The 22,259-nt window shown below is 55.1% G+C and carries 23 protein-coding genes; 8 read left to right on the forward strand and 15 right to left on the reverse strand.

Annotated features, from left to right (window positions below):
* Nucleotides 1–14: 14 nt before the first annotated feature.
* Nucleotides 15–443 carry a universal stress protein UspG gene (uspG, locus tag QLG21_RS18910; RefSeq protein ID WP_088207699.1) on the reverse strand — a complete coding sequence of 143 codons (429 nt, stop codon included), beginning with the start codon at nt 441–443 and terminating at the stop codon, nt 15–17.
* Between the two features lie 181 nt (nt 444–624).
* On the opposite strand from uspG, the gene QLG21_RS18915 reads away from it, so the two are divergent.
* Nucleotides 625–1,863, forward strand: a complete 1,239-nt coding sequence (locus tag QLG21_RS18915) for a zinc-dependent alcohol dehydrogenase (RefSeq protein ID WP_006177110.1) — start codon at nt 625–627, stop codon at nt 1,861–1,863.
* Between the two features lie 246 nt (nt 1,864–2,109).
* Here QLG21_RS18915 and rnk read toward each other — a convergent pair whose 3' ends face one another.
* Complete coding sequence (gene rnk, locus QLG21_RS18920; RefSeq protein ID WP_282484984.1) at nt 2,110–2,520, reverse strand: nucleoside diphosphate kinase regulator; 411 nt, start codon at nt 2,518–2,520, stop codon at nt 2,110–2,112.
* Nucleotides 2,521–2,774: 254 nt separating this feature from the next.
* On the opposite strand from rnk, the gene QLG21_RS18925 reads away from it, so the two are divergent.
* The 3 genes from QLG21_RS18925 (at nt 2,775) to QLG21_RS18935 (ending at nt 5,153) form a co-directional block, all read left to right on the forward strand.
* Nucleotides 2,775–3,605 (forward strand): alpha/beta hydrolase, encoded by an 831-nt coding sequence (locus QLG21_RS18925; protein WP_282484985.1) that lies wholly within the window; start codon nt 2,775–2,777, stop codon nt 3,603–3,605.
* Nucleotides 3,606–3,694: 89 nt separating this feature from the next.
* A complete protein-coding gene (locus tag QLG21_RS18930) occupies nt 3,695–4,309 on the forward strand; it encodes a flavin reductase family protein (protein WP_006177115.1) in 615 nt (204 codons plus the stop codon).
* Complete coding sequence (locus QLG21_RS18935; protein ID WP_282484986.1) at nt 4,299–5,153, forward strand: AraC family transcriptional regulator; 855 nt, start codon at nt 4,299–4,301, stop codon at nt 5,151–5,153. Before QLG21_RS18930 ends, QLG21_RS18935 begins: the two co-directional genes overlap by 11 nt.
* Before the next feature lie 3 nt (nt 5,154–5,156).
* Here the strand turns inward: QLG21_RS18935 and ptsP are convergent, their stop codons facing one another.
* From ptsP to dcuC, 7 genes are all read right to left on the reverse strand, one after another.
* A complete protein-coding gene (gene ptsP / locus QLG21_RS18940) occupies nt 5,157–7,652 on the reverse strand; it encodes a phosphoenolpyruvate--protein phosphotransferase (RefSeq protein ID WP_101738064.1) in 2,496 nt (831 codons plus the stop codon).
* Nucleotides 7,653–7,674: 22 nt separating this feature from the next.
* Nucleotides 7,675–8,715 (reverse strand): aminopeptidase, encoded by a 1,041-nt coding sequence (ypdE, locus tag QLG21_RS18945; protein ID WP_058610650.1) that lies wholly within the window; start codon nt 8,713–8,715, stop codon nt 7,675–7,677.
* Nucleotides 8,715–9,800, reverse strand: coding sequence for an aminopeptidase (gene ypdF, locus QLG21_RS18950; protein ID WP_282484987.1), 1,086 nt, complete (start codon nt 9,798–9,800; stop codon nt 8,715–8,717). Before ypdF ends, ypdE begins: the two co-directional genes overlap by 1 nt.
* Nucleotides 9,801–9,812: 12 nt before the next feature.
* Entirely contained in the window at nt 9,813–11,057 is a 1,245-nt protein-coding gene (locus tag QLG21_RS18955) for a PTS fructose transporter subunit IIC (RefSeq protein ID WP_282484988.1), read from the reverse strand.
* A 24-nt stretch (nt 11,058–11,081) separates the two neighbouring features.
* Entirely contained in the window at nt 11,082–11,408 is a 327-nt protein-coding gene (locus tag QLG21_RS18960) for a fructose PTS transporter subunit IIB (protein ID WP_282484989.1), read from the reverse strand.
* A 173-nt stretch (nt 11,409–11,581) separates the two neighbouring features.
* On the reverse strand, nt 11,582–12,391 hold the full coding sequence (gene rna / locus QLG21_RS18965; RefSeq protein WP_282484990.1) for a ribonuclease I: 810 nt from the start codon (nt 12,389–12,391) through the stop codon (nt 11,582–11,584).
* Between the two features lie 93 nt (nt 12,392–12,484).
* Complete coding sequence (gene dcuC, locus QLG21_RS18970) at nt 12,485–13,852, reverse strand: anaerobic C4-dicarboxylate transporter DcuC (protein WP_137849079.1); 1,368 nt, start codon at nt 13,850–13,852, stop codon at nt 12,485–12,487.
* 780 nt (nt 13,853–14,632) lie between these two features.
* Between dcuC and pagP the strand changes: the two genes are divergently transcribed.
* Together pagP and cspE are read left to right on the forward strand one after the other, a co-directional pair.
* Complete coding sequence (gene pagP, locus QLG21_RS18975; RefSeq protein ID WP_348994649.1) at nt 14,633–15,208, forward strand: lipid IV(A) palmitoyltransferase PagP; 576 nt, start codon at nt 14,633–14,635, stop codon at nt 15,206–15,208.
* Between the two features lie 190 nt (nt 15,209–15,398).
* Nucleotides 15,399–15,608, forward strand: coding sequence for a transcription antiterminator/RNA stability regulator CspE (cspE, locus tag QLG21_RS18980; RefSeq protein ID WP_006177128.1), 210 nt, complete (start codon nt 15,399–15,401; stop codon nt 15,606–15,608).
* A 216-nt stretch (nt 15,609–15,824) separates the two neighbouring features.
* Here cspE and crcB read toward each other — a convergent pair whose 3' ends face one another.
* Nucleotides 15,825–16,211, reverse strand: coding sequence for a fluoride efflux transporter CrcB (gene crcB, locus QLG21_RS18985; protein ID WP_042320967.1), 387 nt, complete (start codon nt 16,209–16,211; stop codon nt 15,825–15,827).
* Nucleotides 16,212–16,278: 67 nt separating this feature from the next.
* On the opposite strand from crcB, the gene QLG21_RS18990 reads away from it, so the two are divergent.
* Together QLG21_RS18990 and tatE are read left to right on the forward strand one after the other, a co-directional pair.
* A complete protein-coding gene (locus QLG21_RS18990) occupies nt 16,279–17,067 on the forward strand; it encodes a deaminated glutathione amidase (RefSeq protein WP_282484991.1) in 789 nt (262 codons plus the stop codon).
* Between the two features lie 128 nt (nt 17,068–17,195).
* Nucleotides 17,196–17,399, forward strand: coding sequence for a twin-arginine translocase subunit TatE (gene tatE, locus QLG21_RS18995; RefSeq protein WP_006177131.1), 204 nt, complete (start codon nt 17,196–17,198; stop codon nt 17,397–17,399).
* Between the two features lie 81 nt (nt 17,400–17,480).
* Here the strand turns inward: tatE and lipA are convergent, their stop codons facing one another.
* The 5 genes from lipA to dacA form a co-directional block, all read right to left on the reverse strand.
* On the reverse strand, nt 17,481–18,446 hold the full coding sequence (lipA, locus tag QLG21_RS19000) for a lipoyl synthase (protein ID WP_006177132.1): 966 nt from the start codon (nt 18,444–18,446) through the stop codon (nt 17,481–17,483).
* A 195-nt stretch (nt 18,447–18,641) separates the two neighbouring features.
* Nucleotides 18,642–19,595 carry a YbeF family transcriptional regulator gene (locus tag QLG21_RS19005; protein WP_282484992.1) on the reverse strand — a complete coding sequence of 318 codons (954 nt, stop codon included), beginning with the start codon at nt 19,593–19,595 and terminating at the stop codon, nt 18,642–18,644.
* A 290-nt stretch (nt 19,596–19,885) separates the two neighbouring features.
* Nucleotides 19,886–20,527, reverse strand: coding sequence for a lipoyl(octanoyl) transferase LipB (gene lipB / locus QLG21_RS19010; RefSeq protein WP_282484993.1), 642 nt, complete (start codon nt 20,525–20,527; stop codon nt 19,886–19,888).
* 94 nt (nt 20,528–20,621) lie between these two features.
* Nucleotides 20,622–20,885, reverse strand: coding sequence for a DUF493 family protein YbeD (gene ybeD / locus QLG21_RS19015; RefSeq protein ID WP_006177135.1), 264 nt, complete (start codon nt 20,883–20,885; stop codon nt 20,622–20,624).
* Between the two features lie 106 nt (nt 20,886–20,991).
* Nucleotides 20,992–22,203 (reverse strand): D-alanyl-D-alanine carboxypeptidase DacA, encoded by a 1,212-nt coding sequence (dacA, locus tag QLG21_RS19020; RefSeq protein ID WP_006177136.1) that lies wholly within the window; start codon nt 22,201–22,203, stop codon nt 20,992–20,994.
* Nucleotides 22,204–22,259: the final 56 nt, after the last annotated feature.

The raw sequence follows: 22,259 nt of genomic DNA on the forward strand, positions 1-22,259 counted from the left end.
TTTTTTACGGGCGTTTAGCGCACCACCATCACCGGGATATGGGTGTGGCGGATCACGCTTGAGGCGTTGGACCCCAGCAGGTGCGTGGTAATCGAAGGATTGCGTGAGCCGATCACTACTACGTCAGCCTTCAGTTCGTCGGCCAGCTCGTTAACCACATCACGCACGCTGCCAAACCTGACGTGGGTTTTGATGCGGGAGGGATCGATGCTGAAGTGCCCGACCATGGTCTGCAGCCGCGTTTCGGCCTCGTGCTGTAAGTGTTCCTCAAAGCGACGCACGTCGGCGGCAAAGCGGTGCAAACTCAGGCTCGCCGAGCCGGGCAATACGTGCAAAAGGTGAATAATCCCGTCCTGCTGCGCCAGGAACTCGGCGTGGCGAACGGCTTTGTCGCTTAGCTCCATCTCAAAAACATCAACCGGCATAATGATTGTCTGATACATACCCGTTTCTCCTTGTTTATTAACGCTGAAATCATTCAACCATAAAATAGTTATGCTTTCTGTAACCTCAACAGCACTTTTTTATATCACCAGGATAAATCTCAAAAGGTGCGGATTTCGGGGGTACGCCCGAGAGGTAGCTACCCTTTTAGTAGCTTACCCACATCCTTTCGGAGGTCGTATGAAGGCATTGACGTATCACGGTCCGCACAATGTTCGCGTTGAGAATGTACCCGATCCTGTCATTGAGCAGCCTGACGATATCATCCTGCGCGTGACGGCCACCGCCATCTGCGGCTCTGATCTGCATCTCTATCGCGGGAAGATCCCCAAAGTGGAACATGGCGATATCTTTGGTCATGAATTTATGGGCGAAGTGGTTGAAAGCGGGCGGGACGTGAAGAACCTTCAGAAGGGCGACCGCGTGGTGATCCCCTTTGTCATTGCCTGTGGCGACTGCTTCTTTTGCCAGATGCACCAGTACGCCGCCTGCGAAAAAACCAACGCCGGGCAGGGCGCTGCGCTGAACAAAAAGCAAATCCCCGCACCCGCCGCGCTGTTTGGCTACAGCCATCTTTATGGCGGCGTGCCGGGCGGGCAGGCGGAGTACGTGCGCGTGCCGAAAGGCAACGTGGGGCCGTTTAAAGTGCCGCAGCTGCTCTCCGACGACAAAGCGCTTTTCCTGTCTGACATTTTGCCTACCGCCTGGCAGGCGGTGAAAAACGCGCAGGTGGGTAAAGGTTCAAGCGTTGCCGTTTTCGGGGCGGGGCCGGTCGGTCTTCTCACCATTGCCTGCGCGCGGCTGGCAGGCGCTGAGCAAATCTTTGTGGTGGACCATCACCCGTACCGCCTGCGGTTTGCGCAAGAACGTTACGGCGCCATCCCGATCAACTTCGACGACGACAACGATGCGGCGGAGAAAATCATCGAACAGACGGCGGGCCAGCGCGGCGTGGATGCGGTGATTGATGCTGTCGGCTTTGAAGCGAAGGGCAGCACCACGGAAACTATCCTGAGCAACCTCAAAATTGAGGGAAGCAGTGGTAAAGCGTTGCGCCAGTGCATTGCCGCAGTGCGTCGTGGCGGCGTGGTGAGCGTACCCGGGGTGTATGCCGGGTTTATTCACGGCTTCCTGTTTGGCGATGCCTTCGATAAGGGCATTACGTTCAAAATGGGCCAGACGCACGTCCATGCCTGGCTGGGCGAGCTACTGCCGCTTATTGAACAGGGGCTGCTTACCCCGGAAGAGATTGTGACGCACTATCTGCCGCTGACCGATGCCGAACGTGCCTACAAAATTTTCGAAAAACGCGAAGAGGAGTGCCGGAAGGTTATCCTGGTGCCTGGCGCAGACACGCCGGAGGCGGCAGAGCAGAAGGTGAAAGGGCTGGTGAACGCCTTTCCCGGCGGGGTCGTTTAACCCGGCTCGCTTACCAGTGACGTTCCAGGTAAAGCACGGCCATGACGATGACCGCCAAAAAAACCAAATAAACCAGTGTGATGGACGCTATTTCACCCATAAGCGTTTCCGCGCGACGCAAACAGATTAAGCGTGGATGAAGGCGTTTTTCGGCGATATAGGACGTTTGGGTGAAATGCGTAAAAAGCGGAAAGAGGATGCCTGGCATCCTCTGTGCAAAGCGAACAGGCGCTTGTTCAGAAGGGATTAACGCAGGTAATCACCGACGGCTTCTGGCTGGTAGAGCAGGGCGAGCACTTCCAGATGGGTAGACGCACCGCCCGGAAGGTCCCAGTGAATGGTATCACCGGTACGCAGACCCAGCAGCGCCGCGCCGACGGGGGCCAGAACCGAAAGCTGCGTGGCGCTGTCGGTCATCTGCGCCGGGTAGACCAGCGTACGGGTCAGTTCTTCACCGGTGGTCAGGTTGCGGAACGTCACCTGGCTGTTCATCGTCACTACGTCATGCGGCATGGACTCAGGCGTACACATCTGCGCGCGATCAAGCTCCTCGTTGAGGGCGTCGGCAACCGGGAGTGAGGCGTATTCTGGTTTTTCCAGAAGGCGGTCGATACGTTCTGCGTCGAGCTCATTAATGATAATTTTAGGTCTGGACATTTCTTACTCCATGTCGTGAATGCTGCGTGTTACGCAGAAACCAATCCAAAAGAAAACCCTCGCCGTCTGGCAGCGAGGGTTTAACTCTCCTGATGATACTGGCTGAAGACGCAAGTTTGAAGTGATGAAGGTCACATTCATACGCCATATGAATTTTTGGCGAAAAACGTGCTGCCTTGCCAATTTGCATTATTCTTTTTAAGCGCCCTTTGTGGGCGACTATCCGCCTTCCGTGTTTCCTGTCAGGAGATTTCATGAGCAATTACGACAAACTTACCCTGAAAGACGGCAGTTATTTGCATTTTAAGGACTGGGGCAGCGGGCAGCCGATTGTTTTCAGCCACGGCTGGCCGTTAACCGCCGATGCCTTTGAAGATCAAATGTTGTATCTGGGGTCGAAAGGATTTCGCGTTATTGCCCACGACCGCCGTGGTCACGGGCGCTCGGCGCAGCCGTGGGACGGGCATACGATGGATCAGTACGCGGACGATTTGGCCGAGCTGACCGCGCACCTTAACCTGAAAGAGGCGGTGCACGTTGGGCATTCGACAGGCGGTGGGGAAGTGGCGCGCTATATCGGCCGCCACGGCACCGATCGCGTCGCTAAAGCGGTGCTGATTGGGGCCGTGACGCCGATTATGATCAAAACCGATTTTAACCCGGACGGCGTGCCAAAAGAGGTCTTTGATGGTATTCGCGAAGGGGTGGTAAACGATCGGGCGGCCTTCTTCTACGAGCTGACCGCTGCGTTTTATGGCTACAACCGCCCGGGCGCAAAAGAGTCTAAAGCGGTACGTGAAAGTTTTGTGGAGCAGGGGCTTCAGGGGTCGATCAAGGCGCTGTACGACTGCGTGAAAGCCTTCTCGGAGACGGACCTGCGCGAAGATCTGAAGAAGATGACCATCCCTACGCTGGTGATCCACGGCGATGACGATCAAATTGTGCCGATCGACACCTGCGGGCGCGTGGCTGCCGAGACCCTGCCGAACGCGGAGCTTAAGGTGTACGCCGGCGGCTCTCACGGCATTTGCACCACTCATAAGCATCAGATTAATGACGATTTGCTGAAATTTATTCAGTCCTAATTTCGTGCGGATTGCGTTACGCTGAGTGTCCTGAATCAGGGCACTGAGCGAAGCGTCATTCGTATCTGCCCCACCAGTGAGAGAGCCTCATGTATTTTTATCAACCTTCTCAGGGGCACGGCCTGCCGCATGACCCGTTGAATGCCATTATTGGTCCGCGTCCGATCGGCTGGATCGCGTCGTGCGACCGCGCCGGTCAGCGAAACCTTGCCCCTTACAGCTTCTTTAACTGCTTTAACTATCGTCCGCCGATCATTGGTTTTTCCAGCAATGGCTGGAAAGACAGCGTTCGCAATATTACCGAAACGGGTGAGTTCGTCTGGAACCTGGCAACGCGCAGTCTGGCCGAAGCGATGAATGAAACGTCCGCGACGCTTTCGCCCGGCGAGGATGAATTTGCGTTTGCCGGGTTGACGCCAGCCGCCAGCCAGCTTGTCAGCGCGCCGCGCGTGGCGGAAAGTCCGGTCAACTTTGAGTGTCGCCTGTCGCAGTGTATACAGCTCACGGGGGCCGACGGTACGCCGATTGACACCTGGCTAGTGCTAGGCGAAGTGGTCGGGGTGCATATTGCCGAAACGCTGCTGGAGGAGGGAATTTACCAGACGGCGAAAGCGCAGCCGATCCTGCGCGCGGGCGGGCCAACGGCCTATTACGCAATCAGCGATACCCATCGCTTCGACCTGGTTCGCCCGGATGCGCGATAACAGCCTGCCTGCCGATCAACAGTTCTTTGCCGACCTGTTTAGCGGGCTGGTCCTCAATCCCCAGCAGCTTGGACGCGTCTGGTTTGCTCACCGCCCGTCATCCACCTCGTCCGGGACAGTGGCCCTCGAATGGCCGCGGCTCGATGTGGTGTTGCGCGGCGAGTACGGCAACCTGCTCATTGCCGAGCAAAAAGCGATTCGCCAGGGGGAGATGCTGTTTCTCCCGTCGCGCACCGTCTGTTCGCCAACGTTTGCCCGGCCAGTTATGATGCTGAGCATCATTTTTGCCCCGTCGTGGCTTGGGCTGGCATTTCAGGATGCCCGGAGCGGACAGGCCGTTGAGCCGCAGCGAAAAGTGGAGCTTCCGCATCCGGAAAGGGGGGAGTGTGCGGCCATGCTGACGGCGCTGACCCATCTCAGTGCCTCCCCGCAGGACCAGGATATTATCCAGCCGCTGGTGCTGAGCCTGCTGAACTGGTGCCGTAAACGGGTCTCTTCACTGCCTGAGCCGGGGATGTCGCGCGGCGATTTTCTCTATCAAAGCATCTGCAGCTGGATCCAGGTCAACTATGCGGGGGCGCTGACCCGTGAAAGCGTTGCCGCTCTGTTTAACATCTCGCCCAACCATCTCTCGCGCCTGTTTTCGCAGCAGGGCACCATGAGTTTTGTGGACTATGTTCGCTGGGTGCGTATGGGAAAAGCGCGGACGATCCTGCAAAAATATCACCTGCCGGTGGGGGAAGTGGCGAAGCGCTGCGGCTATCCCGACAGCGACTATTTTTGCCGTCTGTTCCGGCGTCAGTTTGGCCTGACGCCGGGGGAGTACCGCACGCGATTTCAGTAGCGGTCAGAAGGTGATTTCAGCATTGAGCAGGTCAAGCATACTTTGCGGCGAGTCGGCCGCAAAAAGCGACGCGCGAAACGCCTTGTTGACCAGTTTTCTGGCCAGCTGAGAGAAGACCTTGACGTGGTTGTTTCCTTCCTGAGCACCCAGCGTCAGCATGATCACCAGCTCGACCTCTCCCATATCCGATTCCCAGTCAATCGGCTTCTCCAGACGGGCAATGCTAATGCTGGAGTGGCGTATCCACTGGGATTTGGTATGCGGGATCGCCACCCCAAACCCGACGGCGGTGGTGACAATCTCCTCCCGTTGCCAGAGATCTTCTTCAAGCTCGAGCGGGTGTTCTGTGCGTCCGTGGATCGCCAGATTGCCGCATAAAAATTGCAGCACCTGCTCTTTGGACGCCAGCGGTTCGTTGAAGACGATTGTCTCCTGCGCCAGCAGTGGACGCGGCGGTTCTTCAGGGGTGAACTCCGCCAGAAGCGCTTCGATCTCCTCTGCGCTGCGGCACTCGCAGGCGCGTTCTGCCAGGGTCTGACACGCGCTTAGCTCAAGCTGGCGGAGCAACGTTTTCACGTCAGGGATGCGCGGCCCGCTCATGCTAAATTCATCGATGCCCAACCCCAGAAGCAGAGGCAGATAACGACGTTCGCCGCCGAGTTCGCCGCAGATCCCAACCCATTTTCCGTGGCGATGGGCAGCGGTGACGATCTGGCGCACCATGCGTAAAAATGACGGCGTGATCGGGTTATACAGCGGCGAGACGCGCGGGTTATTTCGGTCGACGGCGTAGAGGTACTGGGTCATGTCGTTTGAGCCAATACTGAAAAAATCCACCTCGTCGCAGAAGTGATCGATGATAAAGCAGACGGACGGGACTTCCACCATGATGCCCAGCGGCAGGTCCGGGGTGTGACGCAGCCCCTGTGACGTCAGCTCCTCGCGGACGTTTTGCAGCTCTTGTTTCACCCACAGAATTTGATCGAGGCTATGGACCATGGGGATCATCAGCAGGGCATTTCCGCTGGCGCCTGCGCGTAAAATCGCCCGCAGCTGGGTACGGAACAGGTGAGCAAATTCAGGGTAGATGCGTACCGCACGATAGCCGAGGAAGGGGTTCTCCTCCTGCGGGATATTGAGATACGGGATCTGTTTATCGCCGCCGATATCCATGGTGCGGAAGATCACCGGTTTACCCTGAGCCGAGAGCAGCACCTGCTGATAGGCTTCAAACTGTTCCTGCTCATCCGGGGCGGTATCGCGATCCATGTAGAGCATTTCGGTACGGAACAGCCCAACGCCCTGCGCGCCACAGGCGAACGCGCCGGGGGCTTCCAGGGCGCTGCCGATATTGGCGGCAATATCCACGGCAACATTATCCCGGGTCAGCGCAGGACGCCCGGCGTCTTTGAGCTGCTGCTGGTGGCGTTTATCGGCAAGCCGCTGCGCCACGCTGTAGTAGTGATTCACCGCCTCATCAGGCTTCACCACCAGTACGCTGCACACGCCGTCAAGAATGACCTCGTCGCCGGTAAACGGTGCCAGGGAGGAAATGGTTACCCCGCTGAGTACCGGAATGGAAGCGGCGCGGGCCAGGATCAGGGTATGCGACGTTCGCCCGGTTTTTTCCAGCACCATGCCTTTCAGATAGCGGGTATCAAGGCTTAAAAACTGGCTCGGGGTTAAATCTTCCGCCATCAGAATCGTGGGCGCATCCAGCGTAAATACGGACGCTTGCTGAAGCTCAGGCCAGGTAATGCTCAGCAGTTGTTCGCTGATATCACGGATGTCGCTGACGCGCTCGCGAAGGTAATCGCTGGCCGAATGGGAGAGCTTGTCGCAAATCTGCTCCATGTTGCCAATGATCGCCTCTGCAAGGCTCAGCCGTTCTTCGCCGATCAGACGGCGAATATTGCCGCCAAACTCATCGTCCTGAATCAGCGACAGGTGGGCGCTGATAATGGTTTTACTTTCACCCCCCAGCCCGCGCAGGCGCTGGTTAAGCTGCTCCGCCAGCGTGGCGAGGCTGTGCTCCAGACGGGTGATATCCTCCGGCGAGGCCGGTATCTGACGATAGCGATGGAGATTATCACTCTGCCAGGCCCGCAGCGTTCCGCTACCGATGCCGCTGGCAAGCGTAATGGCGTGCTGCAGCTGCGGATTAAGCCGCATCAGCGAACGGGGCAGAGGATGTGCGACGTGCGGCGCATCCCCTGACGGAATGCTGTCGCTGTCGATGAACGACGTGTTTACATACTGTTCAAGCACGCGTCTGGCCTGCTCTTCGTCGCTGCCGCTGATTTCGAGCACGCAGCTGTCGTTAAACAGCGTGCCGGTGCTGATCAGCGCCAGCGAGCTTTTGGCATCCGCCTGGGTGTTAAGCCGGTTATTGATAAAACGGATATCGCTGCGCCAGACGCTGCACTGCTCTTTAAGCGCCCACGCCGGACGGGCGTGCAGGCCGTTGGGCAGCGGGCAGGAAAATTCAATAGAAATCATACGCTCTCCTTAACGCGTGAGATCAGCACCTGAAGTCCGTCAGGTGAGCCACGGTCTCACGATTCATACACGCCACCAGGGCGACAAGCAGTTGATGAGTTTGGTTAATGTCTTTTTCGTCGGCGATCGAGGCCGCGCAGTGCCCGTGTCGGGTTGGCGGGCCTAACACCACCGCGGGAACGCCCGTCCCGGACAGGTGAATGGCGCCGCCGTCGGTGCCGCCGTTGCTGAACATATCTTTTTGCAGCGGGATCCCCAGCGGACGCGCTACCGATTCAATAAACGCGGTCAGTTTCGGTGGGGCGATAAGCGTTTTGTCGTACAGCACCAGCATCGGGCCAGCACCGATTTGACGGTGGTTCGCGTTACCGTAGTCAAAGTTTTTCGACCAGCAGGCGGTATCAAGGACCAGCGCAATATCAGGTTGAATGGCCTGGGCTGCGGTGCGCCCTCCGCGAAGCCCAACCTCTTCGCTGGAACTGGCTACCAGCCACAGTTCACAGTCGAGCGGGGCCTGATGCAACTCGCGCAGCAGGGTGATCAGCAGATAGCACCCGAGGCGATCGTCGAAGGCTTTTCCCATCACCCGGTTATGGGGAAGCGTCTGGAAAGGCGTATCGAACGTCACGCGGTCGCCCGCATCTATGCCCGCAGCGTAGACCTCCTCGGCTGAGGTTGCGCCAATATCCACGCGCAGGTTGTCTACGGTTTCACCTTTCAGATCGCCGTCCAGCAGGCCCGGGATTTTTAGCCCGTTGCGGGTGGTGATGCGCACGGGCTGAAGCGTGCGGGCCATCATGCGGACGTTGCCAATCGGCAGGACATCGATGGCTCCTTCACGCGAAATACTGCGTACGATAAAACCGACTTCGTCCATGTGGGCGCAAATCATCACCTTTGGCCCGTTGCTCTGATTCACACGAATGAGCACCGAGCCGAGGCCGTCGAACTGAACGTCTTTGTGATAGCGGTGTGCTTCGTTAATCAGGATGTCGCGCACCTCTTGCTCCGACGCGGCAATGGCATCGGCTTCGCTTAACGCGCGCAGTAATTCCTTGTCCATCAGTGTTCTCCCGTCATCAGTAGCGTTTTGTCCATGGTGTAGAGCACCTCGGCCCCGGTGTGCGTGACCAGCACCACGTCTTCAATCCGCACGCCGCCCACACCGTCAAGGTAGATGCCAGGCTCCACGGTCAGGAGCATGCCGGGTTTGAGCAGCGTGGCGTCTGTGGGGGAAAATCGCGGATTTTCATGGACATCAATACCGATAGCGTGCCCGGTGTTGTGACCGAACTGCGGGCCGTAACCTGCGCGTGCGATTGTCTCCCGGGCAGCTGCATCCACCGAGTGGCAGGGGACGCCGGGACGAATGGCGTTGATGGCCGCGAGCTGCGCCGCCAGCACGGTCTGGTAAACCGCGTAGAGCGGATGCGCGTCGGGTGTCTGGCCTTGTCTGGCGACAAGGAAGGTCCTCGTCATATCCGAACAATATCCCTGGTGTTGGGCGCCAAAATCGAGGGTGACCATTTCGCCCGCGTCGATGATCTTATCGGAGGCTTTGCCGTGCGGCATTGCGCCGCGTGGCCCGCTGGCAATGATAGTATCGAAGGAGGGCTTATCTGCGCCCTGCTGCTTCATAAACCACTCCAGCTCGGCGGCGACCTCGCGCTCGCGCATCCCCGGCTGGATGAAGCGGCGGATATGATGCGCGGCGTCGTCGGCGATGCGGCACGCCGCGCGGATCCGGGCGATTTCGTCCGCGGTTTTAATCTGTCGCAGGGCGTCGAGAGAGATGCCGCACAGCGTCGCATTCAGCGCGTCGCGCCACTGGCAGGCGGTGTGCCAGCTGACGTGTTCGCCTTCAAAGCCCAGCCGCGAAAGCCCTTCGTCGGCAATCAGCTGGTTCACCACCCCGGCAAACGAATGCTCCGCATCAAGCAAGTGCATCCGGTAGCCTTCCGCGCGTGAGGCGATGTCGTGGTAGTAGCGAAAATCCACCAGAATATGCGCGGCGGTTCGCGTAACCAGCACATAGCCCGAACCGGTGGACAAGCCCAGATGGGGCTGTTTGTTCTGCCGTGAGGCAATCAGCACGCCATCCAGCTTTTCGGCCTTTAGCCAGTGGCGAAGCGTTGTGAGTAAATCCATCTCGTTATCCCGTTACAGCGTATCGACGGAGAGTTTTCCGCGTTTATGCATGTGGTTACGGATAGTCACCACCAGCAGGGCCGTAATGACCGCGCCGACCAGAATGCTGAGCATATATGCCCCCAGATTGGTCACCAGCGGCCATGCCCAGATGGCAGATTCCGGGAACCACTGCACGGCACCCAGGGCGGTGGCGGTCATCGCGCCCGCTATGGCACCGATCATGTACGCTGGCAGCGTCGCGAGCGGGTTTTCCAGCAGGAACGGGATTGCCCCTTCGCTGATCCCCATAAAAGCGAGGAACATGGCGGTTTTGCCCTGCGGATAAAGCTGTGGGCTAAACAGGCGTTTGCCGGTCAGGCGGCGGTCAATCAGCGTTGCCAGCCCCAGACCAATCGGTGGGATAACGATCGCCACCGCGCGGGAGGTTATCGGCAAAACGTGATCGGTCGTCAGCCCCAGCCCGACGAACCCGGCCGCTTTGTTGATCGGACCGCCAAGGTCAATCGCCGTGGCCGCAGCCATACCGATGGCATACATCATCGAGCCTGCTTCACCGGCGGCGAGAAGCAGGGTGCGCATCCCGGCGTTGAGCCAGCCGCCAATCGGGGTGATGACGTAATACATCGCCAGCATCACAAACAGGGCGGAGAGAATCGGGATCAGGAAGGTGCTTTTGAACGCCAGCAAATACTGCGGAAGATTGATGCGGGTGTTCAGCCATTTCACCAGGTAGCCTGCGGCAATGGCGATAATCAGCGCGCCGATAAAGGTCGACGGCACCGGTTTGGTGGCAAGCCAGGTGAGTTTTTCAGGATCGAAATTCAGCACCAGCGTAGGCTGGGTGGCGACAAGACCGCCGATAAACCCGGCCGGGAAGGCCAGTTTGCCGCCGATGGAGTTGGCGACGAACGCGGCGAACATCGGGATGGCGAAGCTAAACAGCAGCCCGCCAAAGGACTCAGTCAGATAGCCGAATTTCAGCACCGACAGGTTAAACCCGGTGAATTTGCCCGAGTTAAGCGCGTCAAGAATACCGGTGTCTGGCGGGATCTCCAGCCAGACGTAGGCGATCAGCTGCGAAATAGCGAGGATCACCCCGCCCATGATGAGCGTTGGCACCATGCGGGAAATGCCCGACATAATGTGCTGAGGCAGCTCTTTCCAGAACATATTGCCTGCCGCGACGGGCGCCGGCTTGATGGCGAGCGTATCGCCCTCTACCGGGCGCACCGCACTGCGTTTTTTAATTGCCATGACGAAAACCCCTGAGGTTGAGGATTATTGTTGTTCTGCAGCAATCAACGCTTCGATCTCTTTCAGGGTGCCAGCCGCATTTTTGATGGCGTCCTGAAGCGTAATTTCGTAAACGTCGCGCGTTTCAAAGCGTTCGTTGTCTTCCGGCGTAATGGCGATGGCGTGGATAATGATGTCAGCTTCGGCAATGTCCTGCGCCGTTAAGCGGTTCTGAATGCCGTCCGCGCCCTGCGTTTCAATTTTGACTTCATAGCCCGCTTCCACCGCCGCTTCTTCCAGCGCCTGAGCTGCCATAAAGGTGTGTGCCAGACCCATTGGGCAGGCGCAAAGTGCAATCAATTTTTTAGCCATGTGTAATTCCTCCTGTAGGTAACGCCTTGATTATGGGGGGGAGGATCTGGCGCTGTTTACCGGATAAATAATGCAATGACTGGAAAAATGATGCGTATAGCAGGAAGTGTGACGCGGGTCGTCATATAAGGGAAAGGAATGAATTGCCAGGCAGAAGCTGCCCGGCAGGGGAGTCAGTAGCCGACTTTATCGATAATAAACTGTTTGCCGCAGTTACCGGGATGCGGGCGTGGCGCGAAGGAGGCCGCCGCGAGCGGATTGTTAATGGTGCTGGCGTTCAGCGAGATTTGCATTTCCGTCAGATAAGCCGGGTTGCCATTACAGGTGAGCTTGATCGCCTTCACGCTCTCTTTGCCCCAGCTTTTGGCCACTGCATCATCGAAGGCGCTGCGGTTAACGGTTTTGCCGTAGTTCCCGGCGAGGAATGTCCCCAGGGTACTGCTTTTGACCTCCTGGGTCATACGGACCATGGTGCCGAAATAGGCGTCGGGATCGAAGCCAAAACAGACTCCATGCCGGGCGTACTCATACCGTTCGAGGCAGGACGTGCCGCCCGCGCCGGGCATCACGCTGTTCAGCTTTGCGGCAGCAGACAATGAAAGCCCTGTCTCGGCTGCGGCACATTTGCGGCTGGCTTTTGCTTCCGGCATGTTTGGGATGGGGCGGGTGGCGCAGCCGAAACGTATCCAGCGGCGTTCGTCCACGCCACGCGCGGCGACAGACTTAGGTAAGCCGGGCCATAGCCCGTGAACGGTCAGGAAATCGGTTTTATTCGCGCTCTCTTTTTGCAGGCGGCACTCCTCCGGCTCATTGCGGTTGCGCTCAGCCATGCTCTGACAAAAACCGGTTTGCCAGGAGAGTGCCAGAACGTAGCGATCGAAATCGCCATACTGTGTGGCCTTGAGCGGTTCTGCGTGTGCGCTGAGTGCGCAGAGTGCGAGCGCCATAGCGCCAGCCGGGATAACGATATCCTTCCTGAACATGTGATTTCCTGATCGGTGAGAACGAAATATTTCTGGAAGTTATTAAAGCATAAAAAGCGCCCGCAGGCGCTTTTTTGGCAACAGGCAGGAGACTCAGGCGGCGCCCGGCACCAGTACCTCTGTCGCAATAATCACGATGATAAGCCCGACCAGGACCGGCACCGACGTACGTTTCACCACTTCGAAAGGCGAGATTTTTGCCATCCCGGCCACCGCAACCACGACGCCGGATACCGGGGAAATGGTGCGCCCCAGGTTGGATGCCTGCAGCATCGGAATGGAGAGGTACGCCGGGTTGATACCGGAGGAGTGCGCCAGTTTTGGGATCATCTCGACGAATGCATAGAACGGCGCGTTACCGGAGCCGGTGGTCATTGCCGCCAGCATGGTCAGGACGACCAGCACCAGCATCAGAATAATGCTCGCAGAGCCGAACGACGTTGCAATGGAGATAAGGCTCTGAATAAAGCCGATGGTGCTTAGCCCCTGCGCAAACACGCCTGCGGCCACTAATAGCATCACAACCCCGGCAAAGGCATCTGCCATTCCGCGATACGCCACTTCAAGGCCGGAGAATACTTTCTGAGTATTGAAGCCGCGCACGAACTCCAGCAGGGCGGCTAACAGCATGCAGATCACGAGGATGGTGATAATGTGCAGTTGCGGGCCCCATTTGCCGTCAAAAATCAGCACGCCAATAATCGGCGTGAACGGCAGAATGGAGTAAAACGCCGGGGCGGTTGTGGTGATTTCACTCACATCCAGCATTTCGTGGTTAATGTTCTCTTTTTTATCGAGATAGCGCTGCCAGAAGAAATGTGCGATGCCCATGCCAACGATAGCCACAATTGAAATGGGCAGCGTTGTTTTAAAGGCAAAGTCGATGAGCGACATTTCCGCCGCTTTCGCCGCCAGCACAACGTCGCCAGAGGTTGGGGAGAGAATGATTGCCGCTGGCGAGGCGCAGATAGCCGCGGCTGCACCACGGCTGATCCCCACGTTGACCATAATGGGGAACAGCGTTGCCATCAGCAGCACGCCAAGCCCGGTCGCCGATGACACCGCGAGCGACATCAGGCATGCCAGGAAGTAGGCCGCCACCATCAGCAGGTAAGGGGAGTTAATGTACTGCAGGGGCTTAGAGGCCAGCTTGACCACCATATCGTTGGCACCGATATGGGTCATATAGGCAGCGAAACCACACAGCATCATAATCATCATGCCCAGGTCGCCGCCGCGGCTCATGAGCAGAATCTTAATATATTCCACGATATCGGTAGCGGTATAGCCGGTGCTGGCCTCGCTGGCGGGCAGCACCTGATGGCCCATCAACGCGCTGATAATCAACAGCGTCAGGCCACCGACAAACAGCACGCCCGTCGCTGAATACCCTTTAATGATGTAGCGCGCTACACCGACGATGACCACGACCCCGATAAGGAGCTCGATAAACGTAAGCATGATTTCCCCTGTATCCTTGCTGCCCAAAAGTGAAATAATCAATAAAAAAGAAGCATGAAATGTGCCGAATTAATGGTCTGCCCTTGCTGATTAAAATCAAAAAAGAGACGACTTGAGGCAGTATCGACGATTTTTTTGCCACCGCACTGGCATTTCTGTCTCGTCGTCATTGACTGCATGAATACTTATTATATGCCCTGGCACCCGGAAAATGGGTAGTTTTGTATTATCTTCGGGCGTTTCGCCCACGTATCCCGGTTCTTATCACCAGTGAAAGTTTGGCGCAGCAACGCAACAAATATTATTTATGCATCACAGCATTAACGTGAAACACGTTCGTAATCCCTGAATAAAAATGCGGGAATTATTTTTTTAGTTTATTAATTACGCCGCGCTTATGGAGTGCCGTGAATATGATGTCTCCATAACTTTTTGCCACGGGTATATTGTACGTGCAGGCATCAGCGTTATAGCATTTTTCGCTTTTCACTCTGCGGAGGGCTGAGAGCGAAAGACCAGATCTGGCGCGGCTCTTCGCGAGGTTAGGCTTATAACACTTCCGCGCTGGAATGAAGTGGAGGTTATTTATGATTACGGTAAGATGTTAAATTGTCGTTAAAAATAATTACTATTTTGAGGTTATTCAGAAGAGTTGAGATTTTTCTCAGAATATTCTCAGTATGAAGAAAGATAATTAGGAACAGGGACGATTCTGTTAAGACTTCGTTCAACTATTCTATGGTAAGCTTCGCCTCGTATACTAAGAATGGTAATAGTATTGTGATTTTACGTAATAAGTTTTTTATCATATTAGCCTTTATTTTTGGCCAGTTAAGTTTCGCCTGCGTTGCGAGCGCAAGCGACAACGTAAGCGAGAAAGGGTGGTTCTCTACCTTTAAAGATAATGTAGCGCAGACGTGGAACGAGCCGGAGCATTACGATCTCTATATCCCGGCCATCACGTGGCATGCCCGCTTTGCCTATGACAAAGAGAAAACGGATCGCTACAACGAGCGCCCATGGGGTGCCGGTTTTGGTCAGTCCCGCTGGGATGAGAAAGGGAACTGGCACGGCCTGTATCTGATGGCGTTTAAAGACTCCTATAACAAGTGGGAACCGATTGGCGGCTACGGGTGGGAGAAAACCTGGCGTCCGTTATCGGACGATAATTTCCGCCTGGGGCTGGGGTATACGGCAGGTTTCACCGCGCGTGATAACTGGAAGTACATTCCGGTGCCGGTTCTGCTGCCGCTGGCCTCCATCGGCTATGGTCCTGCGACGTTCCAGATGACCTATATCCCTGGGACCTATAACAACGGTAACGTTTACTTCGCCTGGATGCGTTTTCAGTTTTAACTAAAAATGCGCTTCCTTATGGCGAAAAAATGGGCAGCCCTTGTATCGCAAAGGATAAAAATCCGTCAGTTAAAATTAACGCGACTTTTGTCACTTTTTATCAAAGATCCGCTGGACAAAACGTCCCACAATTGATGTACTGATACCCGACACAGCATTTGTGTCGTTTTTTAATGTAAAGGTAATTTTGATGTCTAAGATTAAAGGTAACGTTAAGTGGTTTAATGAGTCCAAAGGATTCGGTTTCATTACTCCTGAAGATGGCAGCAAAGATGTGTTCGTACACTTCTCTGCAATCCAGTCTAATGGTTTCAAAACTCTGGCTGAAGGTCAGCGCGTAGAGTTCGAAATCACTAACGGTGCCAAAGGTCCATCTGCTGCTAACGTAATGGCTCTGTAATACAGACTCGTCAGCAAGAATTTCAAAACCCGCTCATCGAGCGGGTTTTTTTCGTCTGCAATCAGCCCATCAGATAGATTTTCAGGAAGCTGGCAACGATCGCGACGCTCAGCAAAACCATACCTGCGCTCATCAAACTCTCTTTCATGCTGTCACCCTCGTTCAGTATTGCGCTCAGAGTGACAGATAAAAATTAAGCTAACATTAACGCTGCGATCAGGAATGCGCGCTGGCAGAAGAAACGAGCCAAAATGCGAACCCGGTCATCGCAAATGAGCCGAGCATGTTAACCGCGATGTTGCCCAGCGCCCAGACGATGCGCCCTTCCTGAAACAGGAAAACCGTTTCGGCCGAGAAGGTAGAAAAGGTCGTTAATCCGCCGCAGAAGCCGGTGGTGATTAAGACTTTCCACATCGGGTCGATATCGGTCATGCGATTAAACCAGGCTAACCCCATCCCGATGATAAACGCCCCAATCAGGTTTGCAGCCAGTGTTCCCAAGGGGATAGCCTGATGCACCGGGTTAAACCGCATGCTTAACAGCCACCGTGCAACGCTACCTGTTCCTCCACCAATAAAAACGGCTAAAAGTAGTTGTAACACTGTAGATTCCTGCTATTTGATAGTTAAGAACATCGAGTGTAACGCTGTTTATGAGCAGGGGACAATTATGTATGTGGCCGTAGGACAGTTTGCCGTCACGCCAGACTGGCAGGTGAATGCGCAAAAATGCGTGTCTCTGATGGCACAGGCGCAGCAGAAGGGCGCAGCGATGCTGGTGCTGCCAGAGGCGCTGCTGGCGCGTGATGATAATGACCCGGACCTGTCGGTAAAGTCCGCGCAGTCGCTTGAGGGGCCGTTCCTGAAACGTCTGCTGGCCGAAAGCGAGGGCAATGCGCTCACCACCATCCTGACAATCCACGTCCCGTCCACGTCGGGCAGGGCGGTGAATACCCTGGTGGCTATACGCGCTGGAGAGGTGATTGCCAGCTACGCCAAGCTCCATCTCTACGACGCGTTTAGTATCCAGGAGTCACGGCTGGTTGATCCGGGGGATCGCGTCCCGCCGCTGATTGATATTCAGGGTGTTAGGGTCGGGTTGATGACCTGCTACGATATCCGCTTCCCGGAGCTGGCGTTAAACCTGGCGCTGCAGGGGGCTGATGTGCTGGTGCTCCCCGCAGCATGGGTTAAAGGACCGCTTAAAGAGCACCACTGGGCCACGCTGCTGACCGCCCGCGCGCTCGATACCACCTGCTATGTCGTGGCGGCAGGAGAGTGTGGTAATAAAAATATCGGGCAGAGCCGGGTTATCGATCCGTTGGGGGTGACCATCGCCGCAGCGGCAGAGGCACCCGCTTTGCTGTTGGCGGAAGTAAATTCAGAGCGAATAGCGCTTGCGCGGCAGCAATTACCTGTTCTACGCAACCGACGTTTTGCGCCACCGCAATTATTATGATGTTTTTTTCATCAGTGCTTGATTCACCTTGTTACAGATTGCTATTGTGTGCGCGCGCCAAATGACCGTTAATACCATCAGGTTTTTTCGGCGCTGAATGCAGCCTGTTTTATGTAAAGAAGGTATCTATGGGTGAGATTAGTATTACCAAACTGCTGGTGGTTGCCGCACTGGTCGTCCTGCTGTTTGGTACCAAGAAGTTACGCACACTGGGTGGCGATCTGGGTGCAGCCATCAAAGGCTTTAAGAAAGCGATGAACGATGATGACGCGGCGGCGAAGAAAAGCGCCGAAGATGGCGTTCCTGCAGAGAAGCTTTCTCATAAAGAGTAACGGCAATGCCTGTTGGCTTGCGAAAAAAAACCGGCTCATGAGGCCGGTTTTTTTGTATTACTGTAACGGTTTATTACAGGATTATTTGACTTCTTCGCCTTTCGCCTGCATGTCGGCATGGTAGGAAGAGCGAACAAATGGCCCGCACGCTGCGTGGGTAAAGCCCATCGCCATCGCTTCGGCTTTCATTTCATCGAACTCATCCGGGCTGACATAGCGCTGTACCGGCAAATGGTGACGGCTTGGCTGCAGGTACTGGCCCAGCGTCAGCATGGTCACGCCGTGGCGACGCAGATCGCGCATCACTTCAATGATTTCAGCGTTAGTTTCGCCGAGACCCACCATCAGACCAGACTTGGTCGGGATATGCGGATGGGCTTCTTTAAAGCGCTCCAGCAGTTTCAGGGACCAGTTATAGTCGGCACCCGGGCGCACCTGGCGATAGATACGCGGCACGTTTTCCAGATTATGGTTGAAGACGTCCGGCGGGGTCGCCGTCAGAATGTCCAGCGCGCGGTCCATACGGCCACGGAAGTCAGGGACCAGCGTCTCAATCTTAATGCTTGGGCTTTTCTCGCGGATAGCCGTAATGCAGTCCGCAAAGTGCTGAGCACCGCCATCGCGCAGATCGTCACGGTCAACGGAGGTGATAACAACGTAACGCAACGCCATGTCAGCAATGGTCTGCGCCAGTTTCTGTGGTTCGTTCGCATCTGGCGCAACAGGGCGGCCATGGGCAACGTCACAGAACGGACAGCGGCGGGTACAGATTGCACCCAGGATCATAAAGGTTGCGGTACCGTGATTGAAACATTCAGCAAGGTTAGGGCAAGAGGCTTCTTCACACACAGAGTGAAGACCGTTTTTGCGCATCGCTGCCTTGATCCCCTGAATACGTGAAGAGTCGGCCGGAAGTTTAATTTTCATCCATTCCGGTTTTCTTAACAGCGCTTCGCGCTCTGTAGCCACGTTTTTAACCGGGATAAGGGCCATTTTATCGGCATCGCGGTATTTAACACCGCGTTCCATCACAATGGGTTTACTCATAGCGTGCGTGTTCCAGTTGCGAATAACGAAGGAAAGCGTTTCAATTCAAGGGAATGTTGTATTTATCAACTATTTTTGAACGAACGACAGGCAGTATATCATTGATAAGGGCCATAAAGCAGCCTGTCAGGTCGCCAAATTGTAAAATAGTTGTTGTTTTGTGCGTTATGGCCTGCAGGCTGCTGGGTTCGTCTGTCAGAAGGCCTGACGGATGATATAGATGACATTTTCCAGTACCGGATCGCGCAGACTCAGCTTGTTGTAATGCAGCGAAATGTCGAGGGATTCGCCATTCAACTCGCTCAGGGCGAGACGCTCCAACGGCCAGCATTTGCGCAGCAGAGTAAACAGCCGCGAAGGCATGACGCACAGCATGTCGCTCCCGCCAATCAGTGACGCTACGGTAAACATATTGTAACTGCTAAAGCTAATCTGGCGGTCCGGGAAGAGCTCATCAAGACGCTGACGTAGCGGGGCAGAGCCTTGTCCCTCGGCCATGAAAGAGGCATGTTCGTAAAGGCGCAGGTTCTCAAGCGTGGCGGGCTGGCTGAGTGCCGGGTGGTGCTGGCGACACACCAGTACCAGCGCATCGGAATAAAGCACGTTTTGCCCCAGGGCTCTGGCACTGAAACTGTTGATGTCAATAATCAGATCGGTCTGGAACTGCGCCAGCTGCGCTTCAAGTTCGTGAACGGGAACGTTGCGGATGAGTAACTGCGGCGCGTGCTGCCTGATGGCCTGATAAATTGCCGGCATCACCAGCACGCCAAGAGAAGCCGAAGCACCAATGGTGATGGTTCGCTGCTTGTCATAGCTCCCGGTTAAGTCCAGCGCGCCGAGTATAGATTCCAGCCCCTGGCTGATGTACTCATGCAGGTGTGTGGCGTAAGCGGTTGGCGTTACGCCCTGGCCTTTACGAATAAATAAGGGATCGGGAAATATGGCGCGCAGTTTTTGAATTGACTGGCTAATTGCGGAGGGCGTGAGATTAAGAATTTTCGCAGCATTAACGATACCCTTGTGGACATATACTGCCTCAAAAATAGTCAGCAAATTGAGATCAATATTACGTAAAGTCCGAAAAATTTGCGGCTTATCCTCGCCACCGGGTTCATTCAGGCGTTTAGCTGGTAAATTATTAGACTCCACGCGTTCACTCCGTATTCATTCACAATATGAATGATAGTTGAATTTATTTATTGTGCCTGTAGAGATTCGTAAAGTGTTACCCTTGCCTCACTTGTTTCGCGAAAACAAACAGTTGGGTGATTATCACGCCGGTAACATGCACTCTGCAGCAGGGACTATTAGGGAACAAAATAATATGTAACGCTAATATGCGGGCGCTTCGAAAATATAGAATATGGGGATTATTGTAAAGCGTAAAAGCGGGAAATAAGCAGTGGCTCGACAAATAGTGAGCCACCGGGCGAAATATATTAAGCAGTGATATATTCGTGAGGAGGATTGTTAAGCAGCGCTAAAAAGTTGTTTAGAAGTACAGGGCGAATTATTTCAGGCGTCGCGTTCTCGACCCACTGGCGCATTTGCGTCATTTCCATCCCGGCATAGCCGCACGGATTGATACGCAGGAATGGCGTGAGATCCATATTAATATTCAGCGCCAGCCCGTGGAATGAACAGCCCTTCCGAATACGCAGCCCCAGCGAACAAATTTTCATCTCTCCTACGTACACGCCGGGGGCATCAGCGCGGGCATGTGCATCGATATTGTATTCCGCCAGGGTACGCACCACCGTTTGTTCAAGCAGCGTGACCAGCTCGCGCACGCCCAGCTTTCTGCGTTTTAAATCCAGCAGAACGTACATCACCTGTTGTCCTGGACCGTGGTAGGTCACCTGCCCGCCGCGATCGCTTTGAATAACCGGAATATCACCAGTCATCAGAAGATGTTCAGCTTTTCCGGCCTGCCCCTGGGTAAACACGGGAAGGTGCTCTACCAGCCAGATTTCATCCGGGGTAGTTTCATCGCGTGAATCCGTGAAATCATGCATAGCCTGGGAGACAGGTTCGTAAGGTTGTAGCCCGAGATGGCGGACAAGAATGTTATCCTGGTACAAAACGACGACTCCGAAGAGGGACGAGAAACGATGCCAAGGAGTATATCACAGCGGGGAGGTGGGTTACCCGGCCAACCGGGTAACCGCGAGGGGACTACAGCACCATGCGAACGATTTCGATATTGCCAAGTTCTTCGTACAGCGTCTCAACCTGCTCAATGTGTGTCGCAGTGATGGTGATAGAAACCGAGTGGTAGTTGCCTTTGCTGCTTGGCTTAACCGACGGAGAGTAGTCGCCCGGCGCATGGCGCTGTACCACTTCAACCACCTGATCAACCAGCTCAGGTTTCGCCAGACCCATTACTTTGTAAGTAAATGAGGTAGGGAATTCAAGCAGTTCGTTAAGTTTGGTTTTCATGTCAGCTCCGGCGTAACGTCAAAAAAGAATAACTCCCACATCGGGTGGGAGTTATCAGGATACTTAGTATATGGGGATCAAAATCACACTTTCAAGTGTTCAATTTTTAGCCGAACCAGTGATGGAACATCAATTTAATGTAATCAATGATTTTGCCGAAGAAGTTGCCTTCCGGGATTTCATCCAGAACCACAAGCGGGCGCTGATCGATGGTTTTGCCATCCAACTGGAAGTTGATAGTCCCCACAACCTGGTTTTTCTGCAGCGGTGCGTGCAGTTCGGAGGTGTTCAGCACGTAGCTGGCTTTCAGATCTTTCATGCGTCCGCGAGGAATGGTCAGATAGAGATCTTTGTCCACGCCCAGAGAAGCACGGTCATTGTCGCCGAACCAGACCGGCTCGGAAGCAAACTCTTTGCCTGCTTTAAGCGGGTTCACCGTTTCGAAGAAGCGGAAGCCCCAGGTCAGCAGCTTTTTGCTTTCGGTTTCACGGCCCTTGAAGGTTCGTCCGCCCATCACGGCTGAGATCAGGCGCATCTGGCCTTCGGTAGCCGAAGCGACCAGGTTGTAGCCGGCTTTTTCGGTATGACCCGTTTTGATGCCGTCAACGTTCAGGCTGTTGTCCCACAGCAGGCCGTTACGGTTGGTCTGGCGAATACCGTTGAAGGTGAACTCTTTCTCTTTATAGATGGTGTACTCGTTCGGCACATCGCGGATCAGCGCCTGGCCGATCAGCGCCATGTCGCGCGCGGAGCTGTACTGACCTTCAGCATCCAGGCCGTGAACGGTCTGGAAGTGGCTGTTTTTGAGACCCAGCGCAGTAACGTAGCTGTTCATCAGGCCCACGAAAGCGTCCTGGCTGCCCGCCGCAAAATCGGCCATGGCGACGCAGGCGTCGTTTCCGGACTGCAGGTTGATACCACGGATCAGCTGAGAAACAGGCACCTGCATGCCAGGTTTCAGGAACATCAGCGATGAGCCTTTGAAGACCGGGTTACCGGTGGCCCAGGCATCGTTACCAATGGTCACCAGATCGGTTTCTTTGAACTTGCCTGCCTTCATTGCCTGACCGATAACGTAGCTGGTCATCATTTTGGTCAGGCTCGCCGGATCGCGGCGGGCATCGGCGTTCTGTTCTGCCAGAACCTTGCCAGAGTTGTAGTCGATCAGGATGTAGGATTCCGCGTCGATCTGCGGAACGCCAGGGATCATGGTCTTGATGTTCAGGTCATCGGCATGCGCCGCGGAGAGAGCCGCTGCACAAAGGGCCGTGGTCAGCGCCATGCGCTGCACAAAACGAGCAGAAAAAGTGGTCTTCATGGTCAGAACTACGACATCCGTGATGGAATTAAAAAAAGTGCCTTACTATAGCAAAA

The organism is Enterobacter sp. V87_3 (assembly GCF_029967835.1).
In the GTDB taxonomy this organism is placed as follows: Bacteria; Pseudomonadota; Gammaproteobacteria; order Enterobacterales; family Enterobacteriaceae; genus Enterobacter; species Enterobacter cancerogenus.

What these genes read in the sequence shown, in the direction of transcription:
- QLG21_RS18990 (WP_282484991.1), top strand. Translation starts at nt 16,279, where the DNA reads ATGTATGTGGCCGTAGGACAGTTTGCCGTCACGCCAGACTGGCAGGTG.
- QLG21_RS18930 (WP_006177115.1), top strand. Translation starts at nt 3,695, where the DNA reads ATGTATTTTTATCAACCTTCTCAGGGGCACGGCCTGCCGCATGACCCG.
- QLG21_RS18915 (WP_006177110.1), top strand. Translation starts at nt 625, where the DNA reads ATGAAGGCATTGACGTATCACGGTCCGCACAATGTTCGCGTTGAGAAT.
- dcuC (WP_137849079.1), bottom strand. Translation starts at nt 13,852, where the DNA reads ATGCTTACGTTTATCGAGCTCCTTATCGGGGTCGTGGTCATCGTCGGT.
- dacA (WP_006177136.1), bottom strand. Translation starts at nt 22,203, where the DNA reads ATGAAGACCACTTTTTCTGCTCGTTTTGTGCAGCGCATGGCGCTGACC.
- QLG21_RS18960 (WP_282484989.1), bottom strand. Translation starts at nt 11,408, where the DNA reads ATGGCTAAAAAATTGATTGCACTTTGCGCCTGCCCAATGGGTCTGGCA.
- rnk (WP_282484984.1), bottom strand. Translation starts at nt 2,520, where the DNA reads ATGTCCAGACCTAAAATTATCATTAATGAGCTCGACGCAGAACGTATC.
- lipA (WP_006177132.1), bottom strand. Translation starts at nt 18,446, where the DNA reads ATGAGTAAACCCATTGTGATGGAACGCGGTGTTAAATACCGCGATGCC.
- ybeD (WP_006177135.1), bottom strand. Translation starts at nt 20,885, where the DNA reads ATGAAAACCAAACTTAACGAACTGCTTGAATTCCCTACCTCATTTACT.
- QLG21_RS18925 (WP_282484985.1), top strand. Translation starts at nt 2,775, where the DNA reads ATGAGCAATTACGACAAACTTACCCTGAAAGACGGCAGTTATTTGCAT.
- ypdE (WP_058610650.1), bottom strand. Translation starts at nt 8,715, where the DNA reads ATGGACAAGGAATTACTGCGCGCGTTAAGCGAAGCCGATGCCATTGCC.
- ptsP (WP_101738064.1), bottom strand. Translation starts at nt 7,652, where the DNA reads ATGATTTCTATTGAATTTTCCTGCCCGCTGCCCAACGGCCTGCACGCC.
- tatE (WP_006177131.1), top strand. Translation starts at nt 17,196, where the DNA reads ATGGGTGAGATTAGTATTACCAAACTGCTGGTGGTTGCCGCACTGGTC.
- QLG21_RS18955 (WP_282484988.1), bottom strand. Translation starts at nt 11,057, where the DNA reads ATGGCAATTAAAAAACGCAGTGCGGTGCGCCCGGTAGAGGGCGATACG.
- cspE (WP_006177128.1), top strand. Translation starts at nt 15,399, where the DNA reads ATGTCTAAGATTAAAGGTAACGTTAAGTGGTTTAATGAGTCCAAAGGA.
- QLG21_RS18935 (WP_282484986.1), top strand. Translation starts at nt 4,299, where the DNA reads ATGCGCGATAACAGCCTGCCTGCCGATCAACAGTTCTTTGCCGACCTG.
- rna (WP_282484990.1), bottom strand. Translation starts at nt 12,391, where the DNA reads ATGTTCAGGAAGGATATCGTTATCCCGGCTGGCGCTATGGCGCTCGCA.
- uspG (WP_088207699.1), bottom strand. Translation starts at nt 443, where the DNA reads ATGTATCAGACAATCATTATGCCGGTTGATGTTTTTGAGATGGAGCTA.
- ypdF (WP_282484987.1), bottom strand. Translation starts at nt 9,800, where the DNA reads ATGGATTTACTCACAACGCTTCGCCACTGGCTAAAGGCCGAAAAGCTG.